At 42.9% G+C, this 19787-nt stretch carries 16 protein-coding genes; 11 read left to right on the top strand and 5 right to left on the bottom strand.

The features are described from left to right. The first annotated feature begins 60 nt into the window (after positions 1–60). Both A4G17_RS08645 and fbpC read left to right on the top strand, forming a co-directional pair. Positions 61–2097: an ABC transporter permease gene (locus tag A4G17_RS08645; RefSeq protein WP_123955987.1), complete on the top strand. Its 2037-nt coding sequence runs from the start codon at positions 61–63 to the stop codon at positions 2095–2097. Between the two features lie 105 nt (positions 2098–2202). Next, positions 2203–3258 (top strand): ferric ABC transporter ATP-binding protein, encoded by a 1056-nt coding sequence (gene fbpC, locus A4G17_RS08650; RefSeq protein ID WP_123955986.1) that lies wholly within the window; start codon positions 2203–2205, stop codon positions 3256–3258. Between the two features lie 39 nt (positions 3259–3297). On the opposite strand, the gene A4G17_RS08655 is transcribed toward fbpC, so the two are convergent. The 3 genes from A4G17_RS08655 to pckA all read right to left on the bottom strand — a co-directional run bounded on the left by A4G17_RS08655 (position 3298) and on the right by pckA (position 8663). Continuing rightward, positions 3298–3924 (bottom strand): LysE/ArgO family amino acid transporter, encoded by a 627-nt coding sequence (locus A4G17_RS08655; RefSeq protein WP_123956696.1) that lies wholly within the window; start codon positions 3922–3924, stop codon positions 3298–3300. Between the two features lie 82 nt (positions 3925–4006). Further along, complete coding sequence (gene polA, locus A4G17_RS08660; protein ID WP_123955985.1) at positions 4007–6871, bottom strand: DNA polymerase I; 2865 nt, start codon at positions 6869–6871, stop codon at positions 4007–4009. 181 nt (positions 6872–7052) lie between these two features. Beyond that, positions 7053–8663, bottom strand: a complete 1611-nt coding sequence (gene pckA / locus A4G17_RS08665; RefSeq protein WP_123955984.1) for a phosphoenolpyruvate carboxykinase (ATP) — start codon at positions 8661–8663, stop codon at positions 7053–7055. Positions 8664–8890: 227 nt separating this feature from the next. Between pckA and ftsB the strand changes: the two genes are divergently transcribed. The 9 genes from ftsB (at position 8891) to pyrD (ending at position 17618) form a co-directional block, all read left to right on the top strand. Further along, a complete protein-coding gene (gene ftsB, locus A4G17_RS08670; protein WP_123955983.1) occupies positions 8891–9166 on the top strand; it encodes a cell division protein FtsB in 276 nt (91 codons plus the stop codon). 23 nt (positions 9167–9189) lie between these two features. Next, the gene (gene ispD, locus A4G17_RS08675) at positions 9190–9870 is read left to right on the top strand and encodes a 2-C-methyl-D-erythritol 4-phosphate cytidylyltransferase (RefSeq protein WP_123955982.1); all 681 of its coding nucleotides are present in this window, start codon (positions 9190–9192) and stop codon (positions 9868–9870) included. 3 nt (positions 9871–9873) lie between these two features. Further along, on the top strand, positions 9874–10350 hold the full coding sequence (gene ispF / locus A4G17_RS08680) for a 2-C-methyl-D-erythritol 2,4-cyclodiphosphate synthase (RefSeq protein WP_123955981.1): 477 nt from the start codon (positions 9874–9876) through the stop codon (positions 10348–10350). Between the two features lie 379 nt (positions 10351–10729). Then, positions 10730–11209 (top strand): hypothetical protein, encoded by a 480-nt coding sequence (locus tag A4G17_RS08685; RefSeq protein ID WP_123955980.1) that lies wholly within the window; start codon positions 10730–10732, stop codon positions 11207–11209. 86 nt (positions 11210–11295) lie between these two features. Beyond that, a complete protein-coding gene (gene glnD / locus A4G17_RS08690) occupies positions 11296–13863 on the top strand; it encodes a bifunctional uridylyltransferase/uridylyl-removing protein GlnD (protein ID WP_418886388.1) in 2568 nt (855 codons plus the stop codon). Positions 13864–13958: 95 nt separating this feature from the next. Further along, a complete protein-coding gene (gene lolB, locus A4G17_RS08695) occupies positions 13959–14591 on the top strand; it encodes a lipoprotein insertase outer membrane protein LolB (RefSeq protein WP_123955978.1) in 633 nt (210 codons plus the stop codon). Between the two features lie 80 nt (positions 14592–14671). Then, positions 14672–15523: a 4-(cytidine 5'-diphospho)-2-C-methyl-D-erythritol kinase gene (ispE, locus tag A4G17_RS08700; protein WP_123955977.1), complete on the top strand. Its 852-nt coding sequence runs from the start codon at positions 14672–14674 to the stop codon at positions 15521–15523. An 18-nt stretch (positions 15524–15541) separates the two neighbouring features. After that, the gene (locus A4G17_RS08705) at positions 15542–16492 is read left to right on the top strand and encodes a ribose-phosphate pyrophosphokinase (RefSeq protein ID WP_123955976.1); all 951 of its coding nucleotides are present in this window, start codon (positions 15542–15544) and stop codon (positions 16490–16492) included. Positions 16493–16646: 154 nt separating this feature from the next. Beyond that, positions 16647–17618 carry a quinone-dependent dihydroorotate dehydrogenase gene (pyrD, locus tag A4G17_RS08710; protein ID WP_236941044.1) on the top strand — a complete coding sequence of 324 codons (972 nt, stop codon included), beginning with the start codon at positions 16647–16649 and terminating at the stop codon, positions 17616–17618. A 57-nt stretch (positions 17619–17675) separates the two neighbouring features. On the opposite strand, the gene A4G17_RS08715 is transcribed toward pyrD, so the two are convergent. Next, positions 17676–18374 (bottom strand): LutC/YkgG family protein, encoded by a 699-nt coding sequence (locus A4G17_RS08715; RefSeq protein WP_123955974.1) that lies wholly within the window; start codon positions 18372–18374, stop codon positions 17676–17678. 5 nt (positions 18375–18379) lie between these two features. Next, entirely contained in the window at positions 18380–19786 is a 1407-nt protein-coding gene (locus tag A4G17_RS08720) for a LutB/LldF family L-lactate oxidation iron-sulfur protein (RefSeq protein WP_123955973.1), read from the bottom strand. Position 19787: the final 1 nt, after the last annotated feature.

The raw sequence follows: 19787 nt of genomic DNA on the forward strand, positions 1-19787 counted from the left end.
TGTGTACCATCCACAAATGCAGTTCATTTTACTTTCCCACTAAATATGGATTTTTATGTCATGTCAGCATCTGTTTTCCAACGTCCACCATTTTGGGTTGCTATTGCGTTAATTGCCTTTGCACTCCTCCCAACAAAAGCATTAGATTATGGACTGTTTGAGTCAACCTCTGATGAACTTTTTTCAGCCATGGGGTGGGCTAGTTTCAATATCACTTGGGCATGGTTTTTGCCCTTACTTGCTTTCCTATTACCAAATCATCAAAACACCGCTCGTGCTAAATTAGAATTAGTCGGTGTTACATTACTTTTTGTATTTGTCTTTATTTCCGCCATCATTGGCAAAATTGCTCTGGGTTATTCAACGCTCTTTCTGATTGTGGCTCTGATTGGGATTGCAACAAATGCACTTGCAACGCTTAAAATCATGCAAGGCGATCGTTTTATCATCGCCTCTTTAATTAGCATTATCTTGTTAATTTTCTTTTTCATCGTCTATCCTACAGTGGCGATTTTTATTTCCATGTTCTTTGACGGCAGTGAGTTTGTTCCAAGCCAAGTCTTGAAAATTATTCAACAACCTTATGTCATCCGAGTCATTGGCAATTCATTAAGTGTTGCGGCAACCGTAGGTATTCTTTCTACCCTATTCGGCTTAATGTTCGCCCTATATACAACCCGCATTGCAAAACGTACCGCATTTATTGGCAAGATCTTCTCCATTTTACCGATTGTGACTCCCCCTTTCGTGGTTGGATTAGGCGTGACCTTAATGCTTGGACGCTCTGGTTATGTGACTGCGTTTTTAGTTGAATATTTAGGCTTTAGCAGTAACTGGCTCTATGGATTTACGGGAATTGTGATTGCCCACACGCTTGCTCTGACCCCGATGTCTTTTATGATTTTAGAAGGTGCATTAAAATCGATTCACCCTTCTGTAGAAGAAGCCGCTTATACCTTGCGGTCTAACCGCTACCAAGCCTTTGCTTATATTATCTTCCCTCTATTAAAGCCCGCATTAGCAAACTCTTTCTTAGTGGTTGTGATTCAATCCCTTGCAGATTTCAGTACCCCACTTGTACTTGGGGGCAGTTTCGATGTTATCGCGACTCAAATTTATTTCTACATCGCAGGCTCGCAATTAGACTATGCTTCCGCAAGTACGTTAGGAACCATCTTGTTGATTTTCTCACTAGCCATCTTTGTCGTGCAGTATCTCTGGATAGGTAACCGTTCCTATGTGACCGTCTCTGGCAAATCTTACCGTGGCGAAGTTCAAGAACTGCCAAACGGACTCAAATGGTTCATTATGTGTAGCTTGGGCAGCTGGGTGTTATTTAACCTTGTACTCTACGGCAGCATTTTCTATGGCAGTTTCACCGTCAACTGGGGGGTGGATTACACCTTAACGCTCAAAAACTACATTGCCTTATTTGGACAAGGGTTTAGCGACGGTGCGTGGCCTTCGCTTATTCAAACGGTCATTTTTGCAGCAAGTGCTGCACCTATTACTGCACTTTTTGGACTATTGATCGCTTACATTACCGTTCGCCGTCAATTCAAAGGCAAGAAAACACTCGAATTTCTCACACTACTTTGCTTCGCGGTCCCAGGAACGGTTGCTGGTGTGTCGTACATTATTGCTTTTAACAATGCACCGATTTATCTGACGGGTACAGGGATCATCATTATCCTTTCCATGGTAATGCGAAACATGCCTGTGGGTATGCGAGCAGCCATTGCTGGGCTTGGACAATTAGATAAATCTCTCGACGAAGCCTCACTCTCATTGAAAGCCGGCTCATTTAAAACAATGTGTTTCATTGTGTTACCTTTGCTGAAACCTGCCTTGCTCTCTGCCTTGGTGACCAGTTTCGTTCGTGCAATGACAACGGTAAGTGCCATCGTATTCTTAGTCACCGCCGATACACGCGTGGCAACCTCTTATATTTTAAATCGAGTAGAAGACGGTGAATATGGCATTGCGATTGCATACGGTTCAATTCTGATTGTGGTAATGATGTCAATTATTTTCTTGTTTGACTGGTTAGTTGGCGAAACTCGTATTGCGAAATCCAAAGCAAAACAATCGAGTTAGCAACCTCAATGTTGTTTGCCCATTTGGGTGAGGACAAGCGGTCAGTTCAGACAACAATTTTACAAATGGTGAACTCTTTCACCCTAGCAGTTAAAAGGATATTCAATGAACTCACAAAATGATTTTTTAGTGCTGAAAAATGTCACTAAATCCTTCGGGAAAGCGACTGTAATTGATAACTTAAGCCTTTCCATTAAAAAAGGTACGATGGTCACGCTACTTGGGCCTTCTGGTTGTGGTAAAACCACCGTGTTACGCCTAGTTGCTGGATTGGAAAATCCAACCAGCGGTCAAATTTTTATTGATGGTGAAGATGTTACTCATAACTCGATTCAACAACGGGACATTTGTATCGTCTTCCAGTCTTATGCTCTCTTTCCACATATGTCGATTGGCGATAATGTTGGCTATGGCTTAAAAATGCAAGGTGTACCAAAAGCAGAACGAGATCAACGTGTAAAAGAAGCACTTGAGCTAGTTGATTTAGCCGGTTTTGAAGATCGTTACGTTGATCAAATTTCAGGTGGGCAACAGCAGCGTGTTGCCTTAGCTCGAGCCCTGATTTTAAAACCAAAAGTATTACTTTTTGACGAGCCGCTGAGTAACCTTGATGCGAATTTGCGTCGTTCAATGCGTGAAAAAATTCGTGAATTACAACAGCAACTTAATATCACATCCCTATATGTAACTCACGACCAAAGTGAAGCATTTGCGGTTTCTGATGAAGTGATTGTGATGGATAAAGGGATTATTAAGCAAAAAGACAGTGCCAAAATGCTCTATTTGCAACCCAACTCACTCTTTTTAGCGAATTTTATGGGGGAATCGACCATTTTAGATGGTGTTCGTCACGGTGATGAAATCCAAATTGGTGATTTCTGCTTTACGCTGCCTAATGCAGAACGGTTCAATGTGCCAAATGGTAAGTGCTTAGTGGGAATTCGCCCTGAAGCGATACAACTTCTTCCTGAAGGAGAAGAGAGTCAGCGTTGTCACCTTAAACAGGCAGTTTATATGGGATCGTACTGGGAGATTGTCGTTGTATGGCAAGGAAAAGAAATGATGATTAATTTAAATCCGCAGCAATACCATGAACATCAACCTGCCTATTATTTAAATTTAGCCCATCAAGGAATTTTCTTATTGCATCCCGAAGCATAAAAAAAGAGCTTCTTCCCAAAAGGAAGAAGCCTTTTTCTTTTACATCGTATCTAACAATTTAACGGCATAAAGCAATAAACTGAAGGCAATTACATACATAATCAGCCCGGTTATTGAATCCAAAATCTGCCACGTTCGGCGTTTTTCAAAATAAGGTCTGAGTAGACCTGCCCCGAAAGCAAGCCCGAAAAACCAAAGAAATGAACAGCATAGCGCACCTATAAGAAAACGGATTTTTTCATCAACATTGAGAGTACCACCAATGCCGCCAACAATCGCCACTGTATCAATATAAACGTGTGGGTTGAGCAATGTAATCGCCAACGTGACTAAAATCACTTTTTTCAAACTCGCCCTTTCTGCTTGTTGTGCGACTAATTGGCTTGTTCCCCGATAAGCACTGACAAAAGAGCGACTGCCATAAGTAAACAGAAACGTCGCCCCAAGCAGTGCCAAAGCCATGCTTGCCCAAAGCGATTGGGAAATCAATGAACCCAGCCCAAGTACACCAATCCCCATTAATACGACATCACAGAAAAAGCAGATCAACGCCACCCAAAAAACGTGCTGTTTGAGAATACCTTGTTTAAGCAAAAAGGCATTTTGGGCACCGATAGAGACAATCAACCCAAAACAGACGATAAAGCCCTGTAAAAATGTTTCCATCATATTTCCTGAATTGTAGGATCGAACCGATGCGTTCGCCCGCTTTTCAATTTGCAAAAAATTCGCAATATCTCACCGCTTGTTAATGTGCTTCATCCCAATTTTCGCCAACGTCCACTTCCGCAATTAGCGGCACTCGCATCGCGATTGCGTTTTCCATTTCGGCTTTGATGATCGCAGTGTAATGCTCCACACGCTCAGCTTTAATTTCAAACACGAGTTCATCGTGCACTTGCATAATCATCTGAATATCATCACAGCCTTTAATAGCACGATCGATACCGATCATCGCCACTTTGATGATATCCGCTGCAGTACCTTGCATTGGTGCGTTGATTGCTACACGCTCAGCGGCTTTACGGCGAATCGCGTTGCTTGACTGAATATCTGGCAGATATAAACGGCGACCAAATAGGGTTTCCACATAGCCTTTTGCTGCCGCTTGTTCACGAATATCTAACATAAATTGTTGCACCGCAGGATAACGTTGGAAATAAAGCTCCATATATTTTTTCGCATCGGCTCGGCTAATGCCTAATTGGTTTGATAAGCCAAAATCACTCATACCGTAAATTAAGCCGAAGTTAATCGCTTTTGCACTACGGCGTTGCTCGCTTGTCACTTCATCTAACGGCACGCCAAAAATCTCAGCCGCAGTGGAACGGTGAATATCTTTACCTTCAGCAAAGGCTTTGATCATATTCTGATCGTTGGCAAGGTGTGCCATTATTCGTAGCTCAATTTGCGAATAGTCTACCGCCACAATTTTATACCCTTCACGAGCAATAAAGGCTTGGCGAATACGTCTGCCCTGTTCGTTACGAATCGGAATATTTTGTAAATTTGGATCACTTGATGACAGTCGCCCTGTTGCCGTTACTGCTTGGTGATAAGAGGTATGCACTCTCCCCGTCTGTTTGTTAATCATCTGTGGCAATTTGTCTGTGTAAGTCGATTTCAACTTACTCAAGCCACGATGCTCCATCAATAATACTGGCACTTGATGCCCCATTTGAGCCAATTCCTCTAACACTTCTTCGTTAGTTGAAGGAGCACCCTTCGGGGTTTTCTTCAAAATCGGTAAGCCGAGTTTGTGAAATAAGATCTCTTGTAGCTGTTTAGTCGAGGCTAAATTGAACACTTCTCCCGCTTCTGTGTGCACCTGTTGCTCAAGCTCTGCTAAGCGTTGCTCAATTTCAATGGAGTGCTGGCGTAGTAATTGCGGATCAATTAACACACCGTTGCGTTCGACACGGGAAAGCACACTCACCAACGGCATTTCGATCTGCTCAAATAATTTTACCAATTCCGGTGCTTTCGCCAATTCTGCCGACAACACTTTATGTAGTTTCATTGTAATGTCTGCATCTTCCGCAGCATATTCCGTGGCCTGCTCAATAGTAATTTGGTCAAACGTTTTTTGGTTTTTACCTTTGCCTGCTACTTCTTCAAATGGAATGGTTTGATGTCCTAAATAACGATCGGCTAAATCGTCCATATTGTGCCGCCCCGTGCTGTTTAGGGTGTAGGACTCCAACATCGTATCAAACGCCACACCTTGAAGAGCAATACCATTGCGAGCAAAAATAGTTAAATCATATTTGATATTCTGCCCAACTTTTTGGATTGTGGCGTTTTCTAAAATTGGTTTTAATTCTTTGAGCACCGTCGCTTTGCTAAGCTGATCAGGCAACAAATCAATGGCTGGTTCACTTGCTTCCGTAAACAGATCGTTCTGCTGCGGTTCGCTCATTTCACCTTTGTGAGCCAGCGGAATGTAGCACGCTTCGCCATTCTCTAACCCGAAAGAAATCCCAACCAAATTCGCCACCATCGGATCGAGAGCATCCGTTTCAGTATCAACCGCAAACAATGTTGCTTGCTGTAATTTGCTAAGCCATTGGTCTAACAGGGCTTGATTGTTGATACATTGGTAAGCGGTGCGATCAATCTCAACTTTTGCTACATTTGCCCTATTTGCAAAATTTGGCTCGGAACTGACCGCTTGTGTGGCTTGATAGTTGTTCGGCACTTTCTCTGCTGCGGTTTGAGTCACGGGATTAGCATCGTTCATCACTTCATTCAACCAGCGTTTAAATTCATAACGCCCAAATAGCTGCACCAGTTGATCACGCTGCTGCGGTTGGGTCAGCAGTTGATCGTGGCGTAATTCCAGCGATACATCGGTTTTGATGGTAGCAAGCAGATAGGACAACTCTGCAGTTTCTTTTTCGGCCGCTAATTTCGGAGCGAAGGTTTTCGCCCCACGAAATGACAGGGTGGCAACCTGATCCAAATTAGCATAAATCTCTTTCATCGAACCGATACCTTGCAACAACGCAATTGCTGTTTTCTCGCCCACGCCTTTCACTCCTGGGATATTATCTGAGCTATCCCCCAATAAGGCTAAATAGTCGATGATCAACTCAGGCGGAATGCCATATTTTTCAATCACACCTTCACGGTCGAGCAACGTATTGTTCATTGTGTTAATCAACATAATATGCTCATTAACCAGTTGCGCCATATCTTTATCGCCCGTGCTGATCAGCACATGTTTACCGTCTTTGGCAGCTTGAACGGCGAGCGTGCCGATCACATCGTCTGCTTCCACGCCTTCAATCGACAGCAACGGAATGCCAAGGGCGTTGATCATTTGATGCAACGGCTGAATTTGTGAACGAAGTTCATCAGGCATTGGCGGACGGTGGGATTTGTACTGCTCAAACAGTTCATCACGAAAGGTTTTGCCTTTAGCATCAAACACTACCGCAATATGACTTGGCTCTACCTGTGCAATCAGGCTTTTAAGCATATTCAGTACGCCATACATTGCCCCTGTTGGTTCGCCTTGTTTATTGGTAAGCGGGGGAAATGCGTGGAATGCACGATAAAGATAGGAAGAACCGTCCACAAGAACGAGCGGATTAGGTGCGATAGTTGCCATGAGAAATCTCTTATTGAAAGTCAAAATCGTTACATTATACCGAAAATACACAAACAAGCGGTCGGTTTTCACAAAAGTTTTGCAAATGAGGAATGGCAAAAAATCAGTGAAATCAGACTGTTTGTAAAACAAAAAAGGAGCCAATTTGATTTGGCTCCCTGTAAGTTATGTATTGATGAGATTAGAGTTTCGGACCTGCCGCAACTAATGCTTTACCTTCATCGTTGGTGGTGTATTTCTCAAAGTTTTTCACGAAACGACCGGCTAAATCTTCCGCTTTCTCTTGCCATTGTGCTTTGTCAGCGTAAGTATCACGTGGGTCTAAAATTGCAGGGTTTACACCTGGTAAGGCTGTTGGTACCGCTAAATCAAAGATTGGTAATTGTTTCATTTCTGCATCTTCGATTGAACCATCTAAGATCGCATCAATGATACCGCGAGTGTCTTTGATTGAGATACGTTTACCTGTACCGTTCCAACCAGTGTTCACTAAGTAGGCTTCTGCACCTGCCGCCTCCATACGTTTCACTAACACTTCTGCGTATTTAGTTGGGTGAAGTGATAAGAATGCTGCCCCAAAACACGCAGAGAAAGTTGGTGTTGGTTCTGTGATACCACGCTCTGTCCCCGCTAATTTCGCAGTAAAGCCTGATAAAAAGTAGTATTTGGTTTGTTCTGGCGTTAATTTAGATACAGGTGGCAATACCCCAAACGCATCAGCAGTTAAGAAAATCACTTTCTTCGCATGACCTGCTTTTGAGACTGGCTCAACAATGTTGTCGATGTGGTAAATTGGGTAAGAAACACGGGTATTTTCCGTTTTTGAACCGTCTGCAAAATCAATTGTGCCGTCTTCACGCACAACGACGTTTTCTAATAACGCATCACGTTTGATTGCACGATAGATGTCTGGCTCGTTTTCTTCTGAAAGGTTGATCGTTTTCGCATAGCAACCACCTTCGTAGTTGAATACACCATCATCGTCCCAACCGTGCTCATCATCACCAATTAATTTACGTTTTGGATCTGTTGAAAGGGTTGTTTTACCTGTACCGGATAAACCGAAGAATACCGCTACATCACCTTTTTCACCTACGTTTGCAGAACAGTGCATTGATGCAATGCCTTTAAGTGGTAACCAGTAGTTCATCAGTGAGAATAGACCTTTCTTCATCTCACCACCATACCAAGTACCGCCGATTAATTGAATTTTCTCCGTAATATTGAACGCCACAAAGTTTTCAGAATTCAAACCTTGCTCTTTCCAGTTCGGGTTCGTGACTTTAGAACCGTTCATAACCACAAAATCTGGCGTGAAGTTTGCCAATTCAGCTTCTGTTGGGCGAATGAACATATTTTTAACAAAGTGGGCTTGCCACGCCACTTCTGTTACAATACGCACTGCAACACGGCTATCTGGGTTAGCACCACAGAATGCATCAATCACAAATAAACGTTTATTTGAAAGTTGGTTAGTCACTAACTCTTTTAAACTTTGCCAAGTGGCTTGGTTCATTGGTTTGTTGTCATTTTTTACAGCATCACTTGTCCACCAAACGGTATCTTTGGTATTTTCATCTAACACGATGAATTTATCTTTTGGCGAGCGACCCGTAAAAATCCCTGTGTCAACCGCAACAGCACCTGTTGTGGTTAAGCGACCTTTTTCAAAGCCCTCTAGCTCAGGTTTCATTTCTTCTTCAAAGAGTTGTTCATAGCTTGGGTTATAAACAACTTCTTTTACGTTTGTGATACCTAAAAGTTCTAGTTCTTGAATAACACGATTTGACATACTAACACCTCATAATGGTTAAAATTAAAAACTGGGGGTATTGTAAAGTAGTTCAAAAATAAAAAATGTTATCTACATCAAATTTTTGGAAAATAGTTTAAAAATTTACAAAAAAATCCGTTGATTTGATAGAATAATGCCCGTTTAAATATAAAATCAGGTTATTCAATAACATTATTGTTACATTTTAAAATGTATTTTTTACATATATAACAAACAGGAACATTATGCGACTTCTTATTGTATTTCTAACCTTCCTCTTAGGCTATTTACAATTTAGTTTTTGGTTTGGCAAAAATGGTTGGAGCGATTATAAAACAGCACAAACCACTGTTGAACAGTTAAAAAATGAAAATGCGGAATTGATGACACGAAACAATCTGCTTGCTGCAGAAATTCAAGATCTGAAAACTGGCGTCAACGCATTGGAAGAAAGAGCACGCTTTGAACGTGAAATGGTAAAAGAAGATGAAATGTTTTATCGCATTGTGCCACGACATTAATTCTCATAAATAAGGAAAAAAAGATGAGTCGCAATGTTGTCGCCATCATTCCTGCTTCGGGCGTAGGCAGCCGAATGGAAGCAGATAAACCCAAACAGTATTTGTCGTTATTAGGCAAAACGATTTTAGAACATACCTTATCCCCTTTTATTGCCCATCCACAGATTAGTAGAGTTGTGGTTGCCGTATCCGATACTGATCCCTACTATTCATCGTTAGCCATTTTACAGCACCCTAAAATTTCCGTCGTTTTTGGTGGTGAAACACGAGCACATTCCGTGCTTAATGCCTTGAATAGTTTAAGCAAAGATGATTGGGCGTTGGTGCATGATGCCGCCCGACCGTTGATCAAGCGGTCAGATCTAGACAAAATTTTGCAAATCCACTCGGTTCAAGGCGCGATTCTTGCCACCCCTTGTGTTGACACCATGAAACGTACTTCAGACGGCAAACAGATTTCACATACGGAAGATCGTAATACACTTTGGCACGCACTGACACCGCAATTTTTCCCTGCTGCATCTTTAAAAGAAGCGATTAAAACGGCTTTTGCACAAGGGTTAAACATCACCGATGAAGCATCGGCGATGGAACTTACTGGGGTACAACCATTATTAGTGGCTGGTCGTAGCGATAATTTAAAAATTACCCGCCCAGAAGATTTAGCCCTAGCAGAATTTTACTTATTAAAAGAGAAGGAATAACAGATGATTAGAATTGGACACGGTTTTGATGTACACGCCTTTAGTGAGCAAGGCCCGTTGATTATTGGCGGCGTGAGCATTCCCTATGAAAAAGGTTTTCTCGCCCATTCCGATGGTGATGTGGCATTACACGCTTTAACCGATGCGTTGCTCGGTGCCGTAGCCTTAGGCGATATTGGCAAACTCTTTCCTGATACGGATATGCAGTACAAAGGGGCAAACAGCCGTGGCTTGCTGATTGAAGCCTACCGCCAAGTGCAAGCAACTGGCTATAAAGTCGGTAATGTGGATGTCACTATCATCGCTCAAGCCCCAAAAATGCGACCATACATCGACCAAATGCGTCAAGCGATCGCCGAAGATCTACAATGTGACGTTAATCAAGTCAATGTGAAAGCCACCACTACTGAAAAACTCGGCTTTACGGGACGTGGCGAAGGAATTGCTTGCGAAGCGGTTGCCTTGTTAGTCAAAGCCTAATTTGCAAAAATTAAGCGGAACTACCCGCTTGTCATTGGGGTAAAATCAATTTACCCCTTTTTTCTGTTAAGAGACATTTCAATAAAATTTGATCTCAAACAAATTTTCACTTCATTTTTCTTCATTATTTGACAATTTTTTTACACAGAAATGAATTATTGCTCCATTTGCTGTTTACAATACCGAATGATTTTGCCAAAATTTAATTCTGCAAAACAGCACAATTCCTCCTGTGCTGTTTTCTTTTATACAATTCAAACAATATCAAGATAACCTTTTATATCCCAAATTAAGCACGTTCAAGGCAATAGTTTCATTACTATTGTTAAGATAACTTATTATAAATTTGACACCTTTACGTTAATTATTTGGAGTAACCATGGATAATAAACGTCTATTCGATCTATATTATAGTTATAATCTCACTAAAATTTATGAAACCTTTAATCTTCGAATTGCAAACTTCATCTTATTAATGCAGTTTATTTTAGGCTCATCTATTGTGGTAGATGTTGTACGTTTCTTACCGCCCCATATTCGCCCTATTTGGCATCTTATCAGTGGTTTATTGATTGTTTTCTTATCCGCCCTTTCATTTATTTATAAATATAGTGAAAATGCCATTCTAGCCGCACAATTAAAAAAACGTTATGGACACACGATCAATCAATATCAATTAAATAAAAAGTTAAATATTGATCGAGAGATGCTAAAAATAGAACCCGATGATATTAAAATTGTAGGGGCATTTGAGGATATTGCTTATAAAAGAAGCTTAATCCAACTTGGACTACCAGATAAGAAAAAGCTTACTCGATACCAAAAACTCGTCGCCTTTTTGTGTAGCGAAAGTTTTTAGGTAGATCAAAGAATATTCTCCACTCATTTAAACAATTCTATATAATGCCTTAATACGATGCTAATACATAAAAATTGCCAATGTTAATGACCGATCTCAAAGCTATGCTTTTACAGCTCACCGAACAGCAAAAGGCCGATTTTGCTCATTCTGATATTACAACACTCCTTCATCAACGCAGCGACTTTTATGATACGCTATTGGCAAATTTGTGGACTGAATTAGAATTGAGTGAACGATCCGATTTAGCATTACTTGCTGTAGGTGGCTACGGACGGCGAGAAATGTTTCCACTGTCGGATTTGGACATTCTGATTCTAACCGAACAGCCTTTAGACGATGTTACGCAACAAAAACTCAGCAAACTATTTAATTTGCTTTGGGACAGCAAATTACAGCTTGGGTCAGCAATTCGTACCTTGGACGAGTGTATTGAGATCGGTAAAACTGAAATTTCAGTAGCAACTAACTTGTTCGAAAGCCGCTTATTACAAGGCAATTCGCAGCTTTGGCAAGCATTAATCAAGCGGTTATATCAACCTGACTTTTGGTCAATTTCCAATTTTTTCCACGCCAAAGTGAGCGAGCGAAAAGATCAATATGCCCGTTTCAACAACACCAGCTATAACCTGGAACCTGATCTTAAACACAGTCCGGGGGGCTTGCGGGATCTGCATTTGATTTCATGGATTATGTTGCGTCAATATGGCGTCTATGCCCTTGAGCAGTTGTTGGAACGGGGCGTATTGTTCCCCGAAGAATTTGCCGAATTGCAGCAAGCACAAACCGTGCTTTTTCGGATGCGTTTTGCCCTGCATCTACAACTCAAACGCTACGACAATCGCCTGCGGTTTGACCGTCAACTGCAACTGAGCGAGCAACTTGGCTACACAGGCGAAGGCAATCAGCCCGTGGAAGCCATGATGAAAATTTTCTTCCAAGCCACGCAGTCCATTTCGCAACTCAGCCAACTATTACTTGCTAGTTTCGAACAAGAACATTTGATCAACTTGCAAAAAAATAGCGAAAAGTACCCGCTTGATGAACTATTTTTCCTGCGAGATCACACGATTTTCTGCCAAAATCCTCGCATTTTTACTCACCACCCCGAAAAAATTATCGATCTGTTTTGGCATTTGACCGAGCAAGCTGATACAAAGGTTTCTACTCAATTACTTCGCCAACTTCGACTTGCCCTAAAAAAACTTGATCGCCCGTTGAGCGACTCGCCCCAAGCAAGAAAGCGTTTTGTTGAGCTATTTTCTCAGCCGAATGTGGTAAAACGAGCGATTGTGCCAATGCACCAGCTCGGCGTGCTTTCCGCCTATTTACCCCAGTGGCGAGGAATTGAAGGCTTGATGCAGTTCGATTTATTTCATATTTATACCGTTGATGAACACACTATTCGGGTGATGCTACACCTTGAAGGCTTTTTAGAAGCGAAAAATCGTGAAAAGTATCCATTATGCTGCGAACTGCTACCAACCTTGCCGAATTTATCTCTGCTCTACTTTGCTGCCTTGTTTCACGACATCGCTAAAGGACGTGAAGGCGATCATGCTGAAAATGGGGCGATTGAGATGCGAAAGTTTGCAACATTACACCATTTTTCAGCGGAACAAACCGACTTTATGGCGTGGTTAGTTGCTGAGCATTTAACAATGTCGATCACTGCCCAACGCCGAGATATTCACGATCCTGACGTTGTCAAAACCTTTGCAAAAGTAGTGAAAAATCCGACCGCATTAGCAGCACTCACCTGTCTCACTATTGCCGATATTTGTGCCACTAACGAAACGTTGTGGAACGATTGGAAGCGGTCACTTTTCGGAAAACTTTTCCAATTCACCACCGAACAACTTGCACTCGGCGAAGAATCTATAGACTATCAACAGCTTGGCATTGAGAATCGCCAACTTGCCTTTGGTACTCTCGCCACGCAATTAACGGACGAACAGCTACAACAGCTTGAACAATTTTGGCAGCATTGCCCCGAAAGCTATTTTGTCCGCCATAACCCAACCCAACTGGTGTGGCACGCACGCCGTTATTTGCACAATCCAACTTTGCCAATGGTGTTAGTCAGCAATCAACACGCCCGTGGTGCGACGGAAATTTTTGTCTATGCCGATGATCAACCTCAGCTGTTCGCCCGCCTTGCCCAAACCTTGAGTGCGAAAAAAATCAGTATTCACGATGCCCAGGTGCTGACCAGTGAAAACGGCTTGGTGCTAGACAGCTTTATTGTCAGCGAATTTGACGGGCAGCCGCTCAACGAAAACCGCCAAATCCAAGTACAACACGCATTAATCAAAACCTTAAGTAACGCCCAAAAAGTTGCATTTCGTCTACATAAAAAACCATTGAAAAATCTCTCGTTTAAACGTAAAACTAAAGTGCGATTTTTGGAAAATTCTCAACCGAATCAAACTGCTTTTGAGCTATTTACCCTTGACCGAGAAGGCTTACTCGCCCAAATCGGCTATATTTTCAGCCAACAACATTTGATTTTACAAAATGCCAAAATTACCACCATCGGCGAAAAAGCCGAAGATTTTTTTGTGGTCTCCACCGCAGAACAAAAAGCATTAAATGACGCAGAAAAAACGGCATTGAAAGCTCGGATTTTGGCAGAACTGGAAGCTAACGGATAACAAGCGGTCAGTTTCCGATAAAGTTTTGCAAATTTTGCCAACAAACTCACCGCTTTCCTTTATACTTACGCCGAATTTTTACTGAGAAGATCACCATGAAAAAACTCACGACCCGCTTATCTCTCACAGCCCTTGCGTTTCTGGCGGGCTGTCAGTCGATTTATAATGAACCGACCCAAGCAGCAAAACCTACGGTCGAGATCCCGCATAATGATGTGAAATGGCAGCAACATCTTGCACAATTAGCTCAAATCAACGCATATTCTACCCAAGGTCAATTTGGCTATATCTCTCCTGAAGAACGTTTTTCGTCCCATTTTGAATGGCAATACAAAACACCAACTAATTTTGGATTGACGATGTCCTCTAACCTTTCAAGCAAGTCCTTGAAATTACAGCGAAATGCTTACGGCATTACCGTTTCTGACAGTGAGGGACGCTCCCGTACTGAAGCAGATGTTGATGTGTTGATGAAAGCAATTATTGGCGTGGCGTTTCCTATCGACCAATTTGCCTACTGGGTAAAGGGTCAGCCCGAAAAAAATGCCAATTACGTGGTTAATGAAAAACGCCAACTGGCACAGTTTGACTATACGGTGAATGGCACGATATGGAAGGTACATTTTGTGGAATACCACGAAGATCGCCAGCCAAATTTGCCGAAACTGATCGTCCTTGAAAACGGCACACAAACGTTGAAAGTTCGGATTAATCACTGGCAATATTAAAGCGTGGTTTATCTGTCCTGCAATCCATAACACTTTATTACGGAAAGGTTAAAATCTGCCCTAACAACCATAATACACCGATGAAAAAACACACATTCCCCAGTCCAGCAAAACTAAACCTGTTTTTGTATATCAACGGCAGGCGTACAGATGGCTATCACGAACTTCAAACCCTGTTTCAATTTTTAGACTTCGGCGACCGCTTGCAAATTTCGCTGCGTGATGATGCAAGAATCATCCTTGAAAATCAAATTGATGGCGTTGCCGTTGAACAGAATTTGATTTATCGAGCGGCAAAACTGCTGCAAAATCAGACCGCTTGTCAGCTCGGGGCGAACATTGCAGTTGAGAAAAAAATCCCTATGGGAGCGGGGCTGGGCGGTGGATCGTCGAATGCGGCGACAGTGCTAGTCGCTCTTAACCACCTTTGGCAAACGGGGCTTTCTCTTGTGCAACTTGCCGAGCTTGGCTTGCAACTTGGAGCGGATGTGCCGATTTTCGTGCAGGGCTTCGCCGCCTTTGCGGAAGGCGTGGGTGAAAAGCTAACACCTTGCAATCCGCCTGAAAAATGGTATCTGGTATTAAAGCCTGAAGCCTCGATTTCAACAGCGTTAGTTTTCCAACATCCTGATTTGCCACGCAATACACCGAAACTAAATCTTGATCAACTGCTTAACCGTGAATGGGCAAACGATTGCGAAAAAATTGTCCGAGATCATTATTCAGAGGTTGATGATCTACTGACTTGGTTGATACAATATGCACCCTGTCGACTTACTGGCACTGGTGCTTGTATTTTCGCCGAATTTGAAACCGAAGCGGAAGCCCAACGTGTGTTTGCCTTAAAACCCAAACAGGTACAAGGCTTTGTGGCACAAGGGCGAAACATCTCCCCGCTCCATCAACAACTGAATTTATTTCCCACTTTATAACCTAGAGGTTACCCGACAATGCCTGATATTAAACTCTTCGCAGGAAACGCTACCCCTGAATTAGCAAAACGAATTGCTGAACGTCTTTATATTTCCCTTGGCGATGCAACCGTTGGTCGTTTCAGTGACGGCGAGATCCAAGTACAGATCAACGAAAATGTACGTGGCGGAGATATTTTCATCGTGCAATCAACCTGTGCCCCAACTAACGACAACTTAATGGAATTAGTCGTCATGGTTGATGCGTTACGTCGTGCGTCTGCGGGGCGTATTACTGCGGTTATTCCTTACTTTGGCTACGCTCGCCAAGACCGCCGTGTGCGTTCTGCTCGTGTACCAATCACTGCAAAAGTGGTGGCAGACTTCCTTTCAAGCGTAGGAGTGGACCGAGTATTGACCTGCGATTTACACGCCGAGCAGATCCAAGGTTTCTTCGATGTGCCTGTAGATAACGTTTTTGGCTCACCAGTATTACTTGATGATATTTTGAAAAAAACCGACTTAGTTAATCCAATCGTAGTTTCTCCCGATATTGGCGGTGTGGTGCGTGCTCGTGCGGTGGCGAAGTTGTTAAATGATGCGGATATGGCGATCATCGACAAACGTCGTCCGAAAGCAAACGTCTCACAAGTCATGCACATCATCGGTGATGTCGCAGGTCGTGACTGCATTTTAGTGGACGATATGATCGATACTGGCGGCACCTTATGCAAAGCGGCAGAAGCGTTGAAAGAACGTGGTGCACGTCGAGTCTTTGCTTATGCAACACACGCAGTATTCTCTGGCACGGCAGCGAAAAATTTAGCTAATGATGCGTTAGATGAAGTCGTCGTGACTGATACTATCCCACTTTCTGCAGAGATTCGTGCATTAAACAAAGTGCGTGTGCTAACCCTTTCTGGAATGCTTGCAGAAGCAATTCGTCGTATTAGCAACGAAGAGTCCATCTCTGCCATGTTTAGCCACTAGTTACCAAAGCCCAATCAATGATTGGGCTTTTTTATTGATTGAACCATTCAGCCCCGCTTGTGGGGAAGTGGCGAGTGATTGATATCACAAGCGGTCACTTTCTAAGGAAATTTTGCAAATGCTCTACCCTTTTATTCGCAAGGCGTTGTTCGCGATGGATGCCGAACAAGCCCATCATTTTTCCATTCAAGCCCTGAAACTGCTGAGGCATTTCCCTGCTCTGCAGCCCGTTCCCAATAATCCTGTTGAGGTGATGGGACTACACTTTAAAAACCCAATCGGCTTAGCGGCAGGGGCGGATAAAAATGGCGAAGCGATTGACGGTTTTGCACAGCTTGGTTTTGGATTTATTGAAGTCGGCACCGTAACGCCAGTGGCTCAAGACGGCAATCTAAAACCTCGCCAATTCCGACTACCTGAAGCCGAGGGAATTATTAATCGCAATGGTTTCAATAATTTAGGTGTAGATGTCCTGATCGAAAATGTCAAAAAAGCCAAATATGATGGCGTACTTGGGATCAACATTGGCAAAAATGCGACCACGCCAATTGATCGAAGCCTTGAAGATTACCAAATCTGCTTGCGTAAAGTGTACTCTCACGCCAGTTATGTTACCGTCAATATCTCCTCACCGAACACCAAAAATTTGCGTTCTTTGCAATATGGTGAAGCTTTAGATGAGCTGCTGAAGTCGCTGAAAGCTGAACAAGCGGTGCTTTCGCAAAAATTCGGTAAATATAAACCGCTAGTCTTAAAAATCGCCCCCGATCTCTTGCCCGAAGAAATTGCGTCCGTTGCCGATAGTCTCGTGCGACATCAAATAGATGGGGTGATTGCAGGTAATACGACGCTCTCGCGTGAAACGGTCGCAGGTTTGCCGAATGCTGATCAGCAAGGCGGCTTAAGTGGTAAGCCGCTCAATACGTTAAGCACGAAAGTCATTCGCCAGTTAAGTGCTGAATTGAATGGCAAACTACCGATTATCGGCAGCGGCGGCATTCACTCCGTAGCATCCGCACAGGAAAAGATCAATGCAGGGGCACGTTTATTGCAACTCTATTCTGCTATGGTTTACCGAGGTCCAAATTTGATCAGAGAACTCGCAAAAAAGATTAAAACAAGATAAAAAAATAGACCGCTTGTACCACGACAAGCGGTCTGATTCTATCTAAATGTTGCAAATCTATAGATCATCAATCACCAAATAGATTTTTGATACTGGTCCGTGAACGCCGACTACTTTGATCAACTCAATATCCGCCGTAGCACTTGGACCAGAGATGATATTGACACAAGATGGCATACGTTCGCCTTGTTGTGCTTTATCGTGTAGGATTTTGGCAAGCTGCGCAACACGTGGAAGCACGGTGCTTTTACGTACCACAACCACCGATTTTTCAGGCAATAAACTCACGGAACGGCCAAAATCTTTATCTGAAAACAGCACGATACCGCCACTTTCTGCCAAACCATACTCGCCGTATACCACGCCAATGTTAGCTTTCTCGGCTTTAGCGATATTTTCATCACCTTTGCTGAAATCCCATACATAGCTGCTGTATTTGGCTTGTAACGAGGAAGTAATGCCTAAATCGACCAAACGTTGATCGTGGTTGATGATCACTTCACCGCCACCATATTTTTCGCAAATATCCACGATCGCTTGTGGCAATTCAGCTTCTTTAGCGACTACGACATCCGCCATCATCACACGGGCAAAGTCGATAAACTCATTGCAAAGTTGCTCTTGCGTACGGTCAGTCAAACGAGTGGTTGGGTGATTGTTCACTAGTTCGGGCATCGGTGCTGGCACAGTTTGACGTGGTCTGCCCATTCTTTCCGCCAATTTATTTAAGAAATTTTCACGATTTTGCATATCCATTTTCACTACCCTCTATTCTTAAACCATTCGCGGAAACTTTCTCCCTCAGCCGATGGTAAATCACGGGCTTTGGTCCATTCGCCTAAGGCACCAATTTCAAGCGGTGCTTTGCCGTTTTTGATCAATTTGCTTGCAACTTTCGCCCCAATGTTTACCCCCACTTTCCACAAGGTTGGGTGTGAGTTCGCAAAGGTAAAGCCGAAGATTGACAAGCGTTCAAGCGCGGGCGTCATTCCACTTTCTGCAATATGTTCGCGGTGTTTTAAAATCAGTTGAGCCAATGGAATTTTCACTGGGCAAACGGAATTACAAGCGGTACATAATGAGCAAGCGTATGGCAATTCTTTGAACTCTTCATAGCCACCCAATAAGGGTGAAATCACCGAACCGATCGGACCTGGGTAGATAGAGCCATAACCGTGGCCACCGATTTGGCGGTAGGCTGGGCAAGTATTCAAACAAGCCCCACAGCGGATACAACGTAAAACTTCTTGGAATTCACTTTCTAAAATTTTAGAACGTCCGTTATCCACAATCACTAGATGGAAATCTTCAGGGCCGTCTGTTTCGCCTTCAAGACGTGGGCCAGTGAGCCAAGTGTTATAAGCCGTTAATTTCGCCCCCACAGCACTGCGAGCAAGCATCGTAATCAATACATCAACTTCTTGGAATGTTGGAGCTAAACGCTCCATACCCATTACAGCGATATGCGTTTTTGGCACGGTGGTGGCTAAACGCAAGTTACCTTCGTTGGTGACTAAGCAGACCGAACCAGTTTCTGCCACTGCAAAGTTACAGCCACTGATGCCGATATCTGCTTCCAAGAAATCTTGACGTAATACTTTACGCACGAATGCATTCATCTCTTCAGGCTGTTCGCTGCCTTGGTAGCCCACGGCATCGTGCAACTCTTGGCGGATTTTGTAACGATCTTTATGGATCGCAGGTACAACGATATGCGATGGTTTATCGCCCACAATTTGCAATAAATATTCACCTAAATCTGTTTCAACAACTTTCATTCCTTCTTTCTCAAGGACTTCATTCAAACCGATTTCTTCGGTTACCATCGATTTAGACTTAACGATTTTCTTGGCATTTTTTTCTAATGCTACTTGGCGAATATAAGCTGTCGCTTCTTCAGCCGTTTCTGCAAAAAAGACTTTACCGCCATTTTGTTGAACTTTTTCGCTTAATTGATACAAATACGCATCAAGATTGGCAAGCACGTGATTACGAATTTGCTTGGCGAGATCACGCCACTCTTCCCAGTTTCCAAGTTCATCAACCATTTTTTGACGGTTTGCACCGATAGTTTCCTGGGCTTTAATTAATGCTTTACGCATCATTTCGTTTTGGATCTGGTTATCGACCCGTTTTTTAAATGCAAGGTTGCTGGTTTTTAATGACATG

The sequence above is a fragment of the Frederiksenia canicola genome (assembly GCF_011455495.1).
Taxonomy (GTDB): Bacteria; Pseudomonadota; Gammaproteobacteria; order Enterobacterales; family Pasteurellaceae; genus Frederiksenia; species Frederiksenia canicola.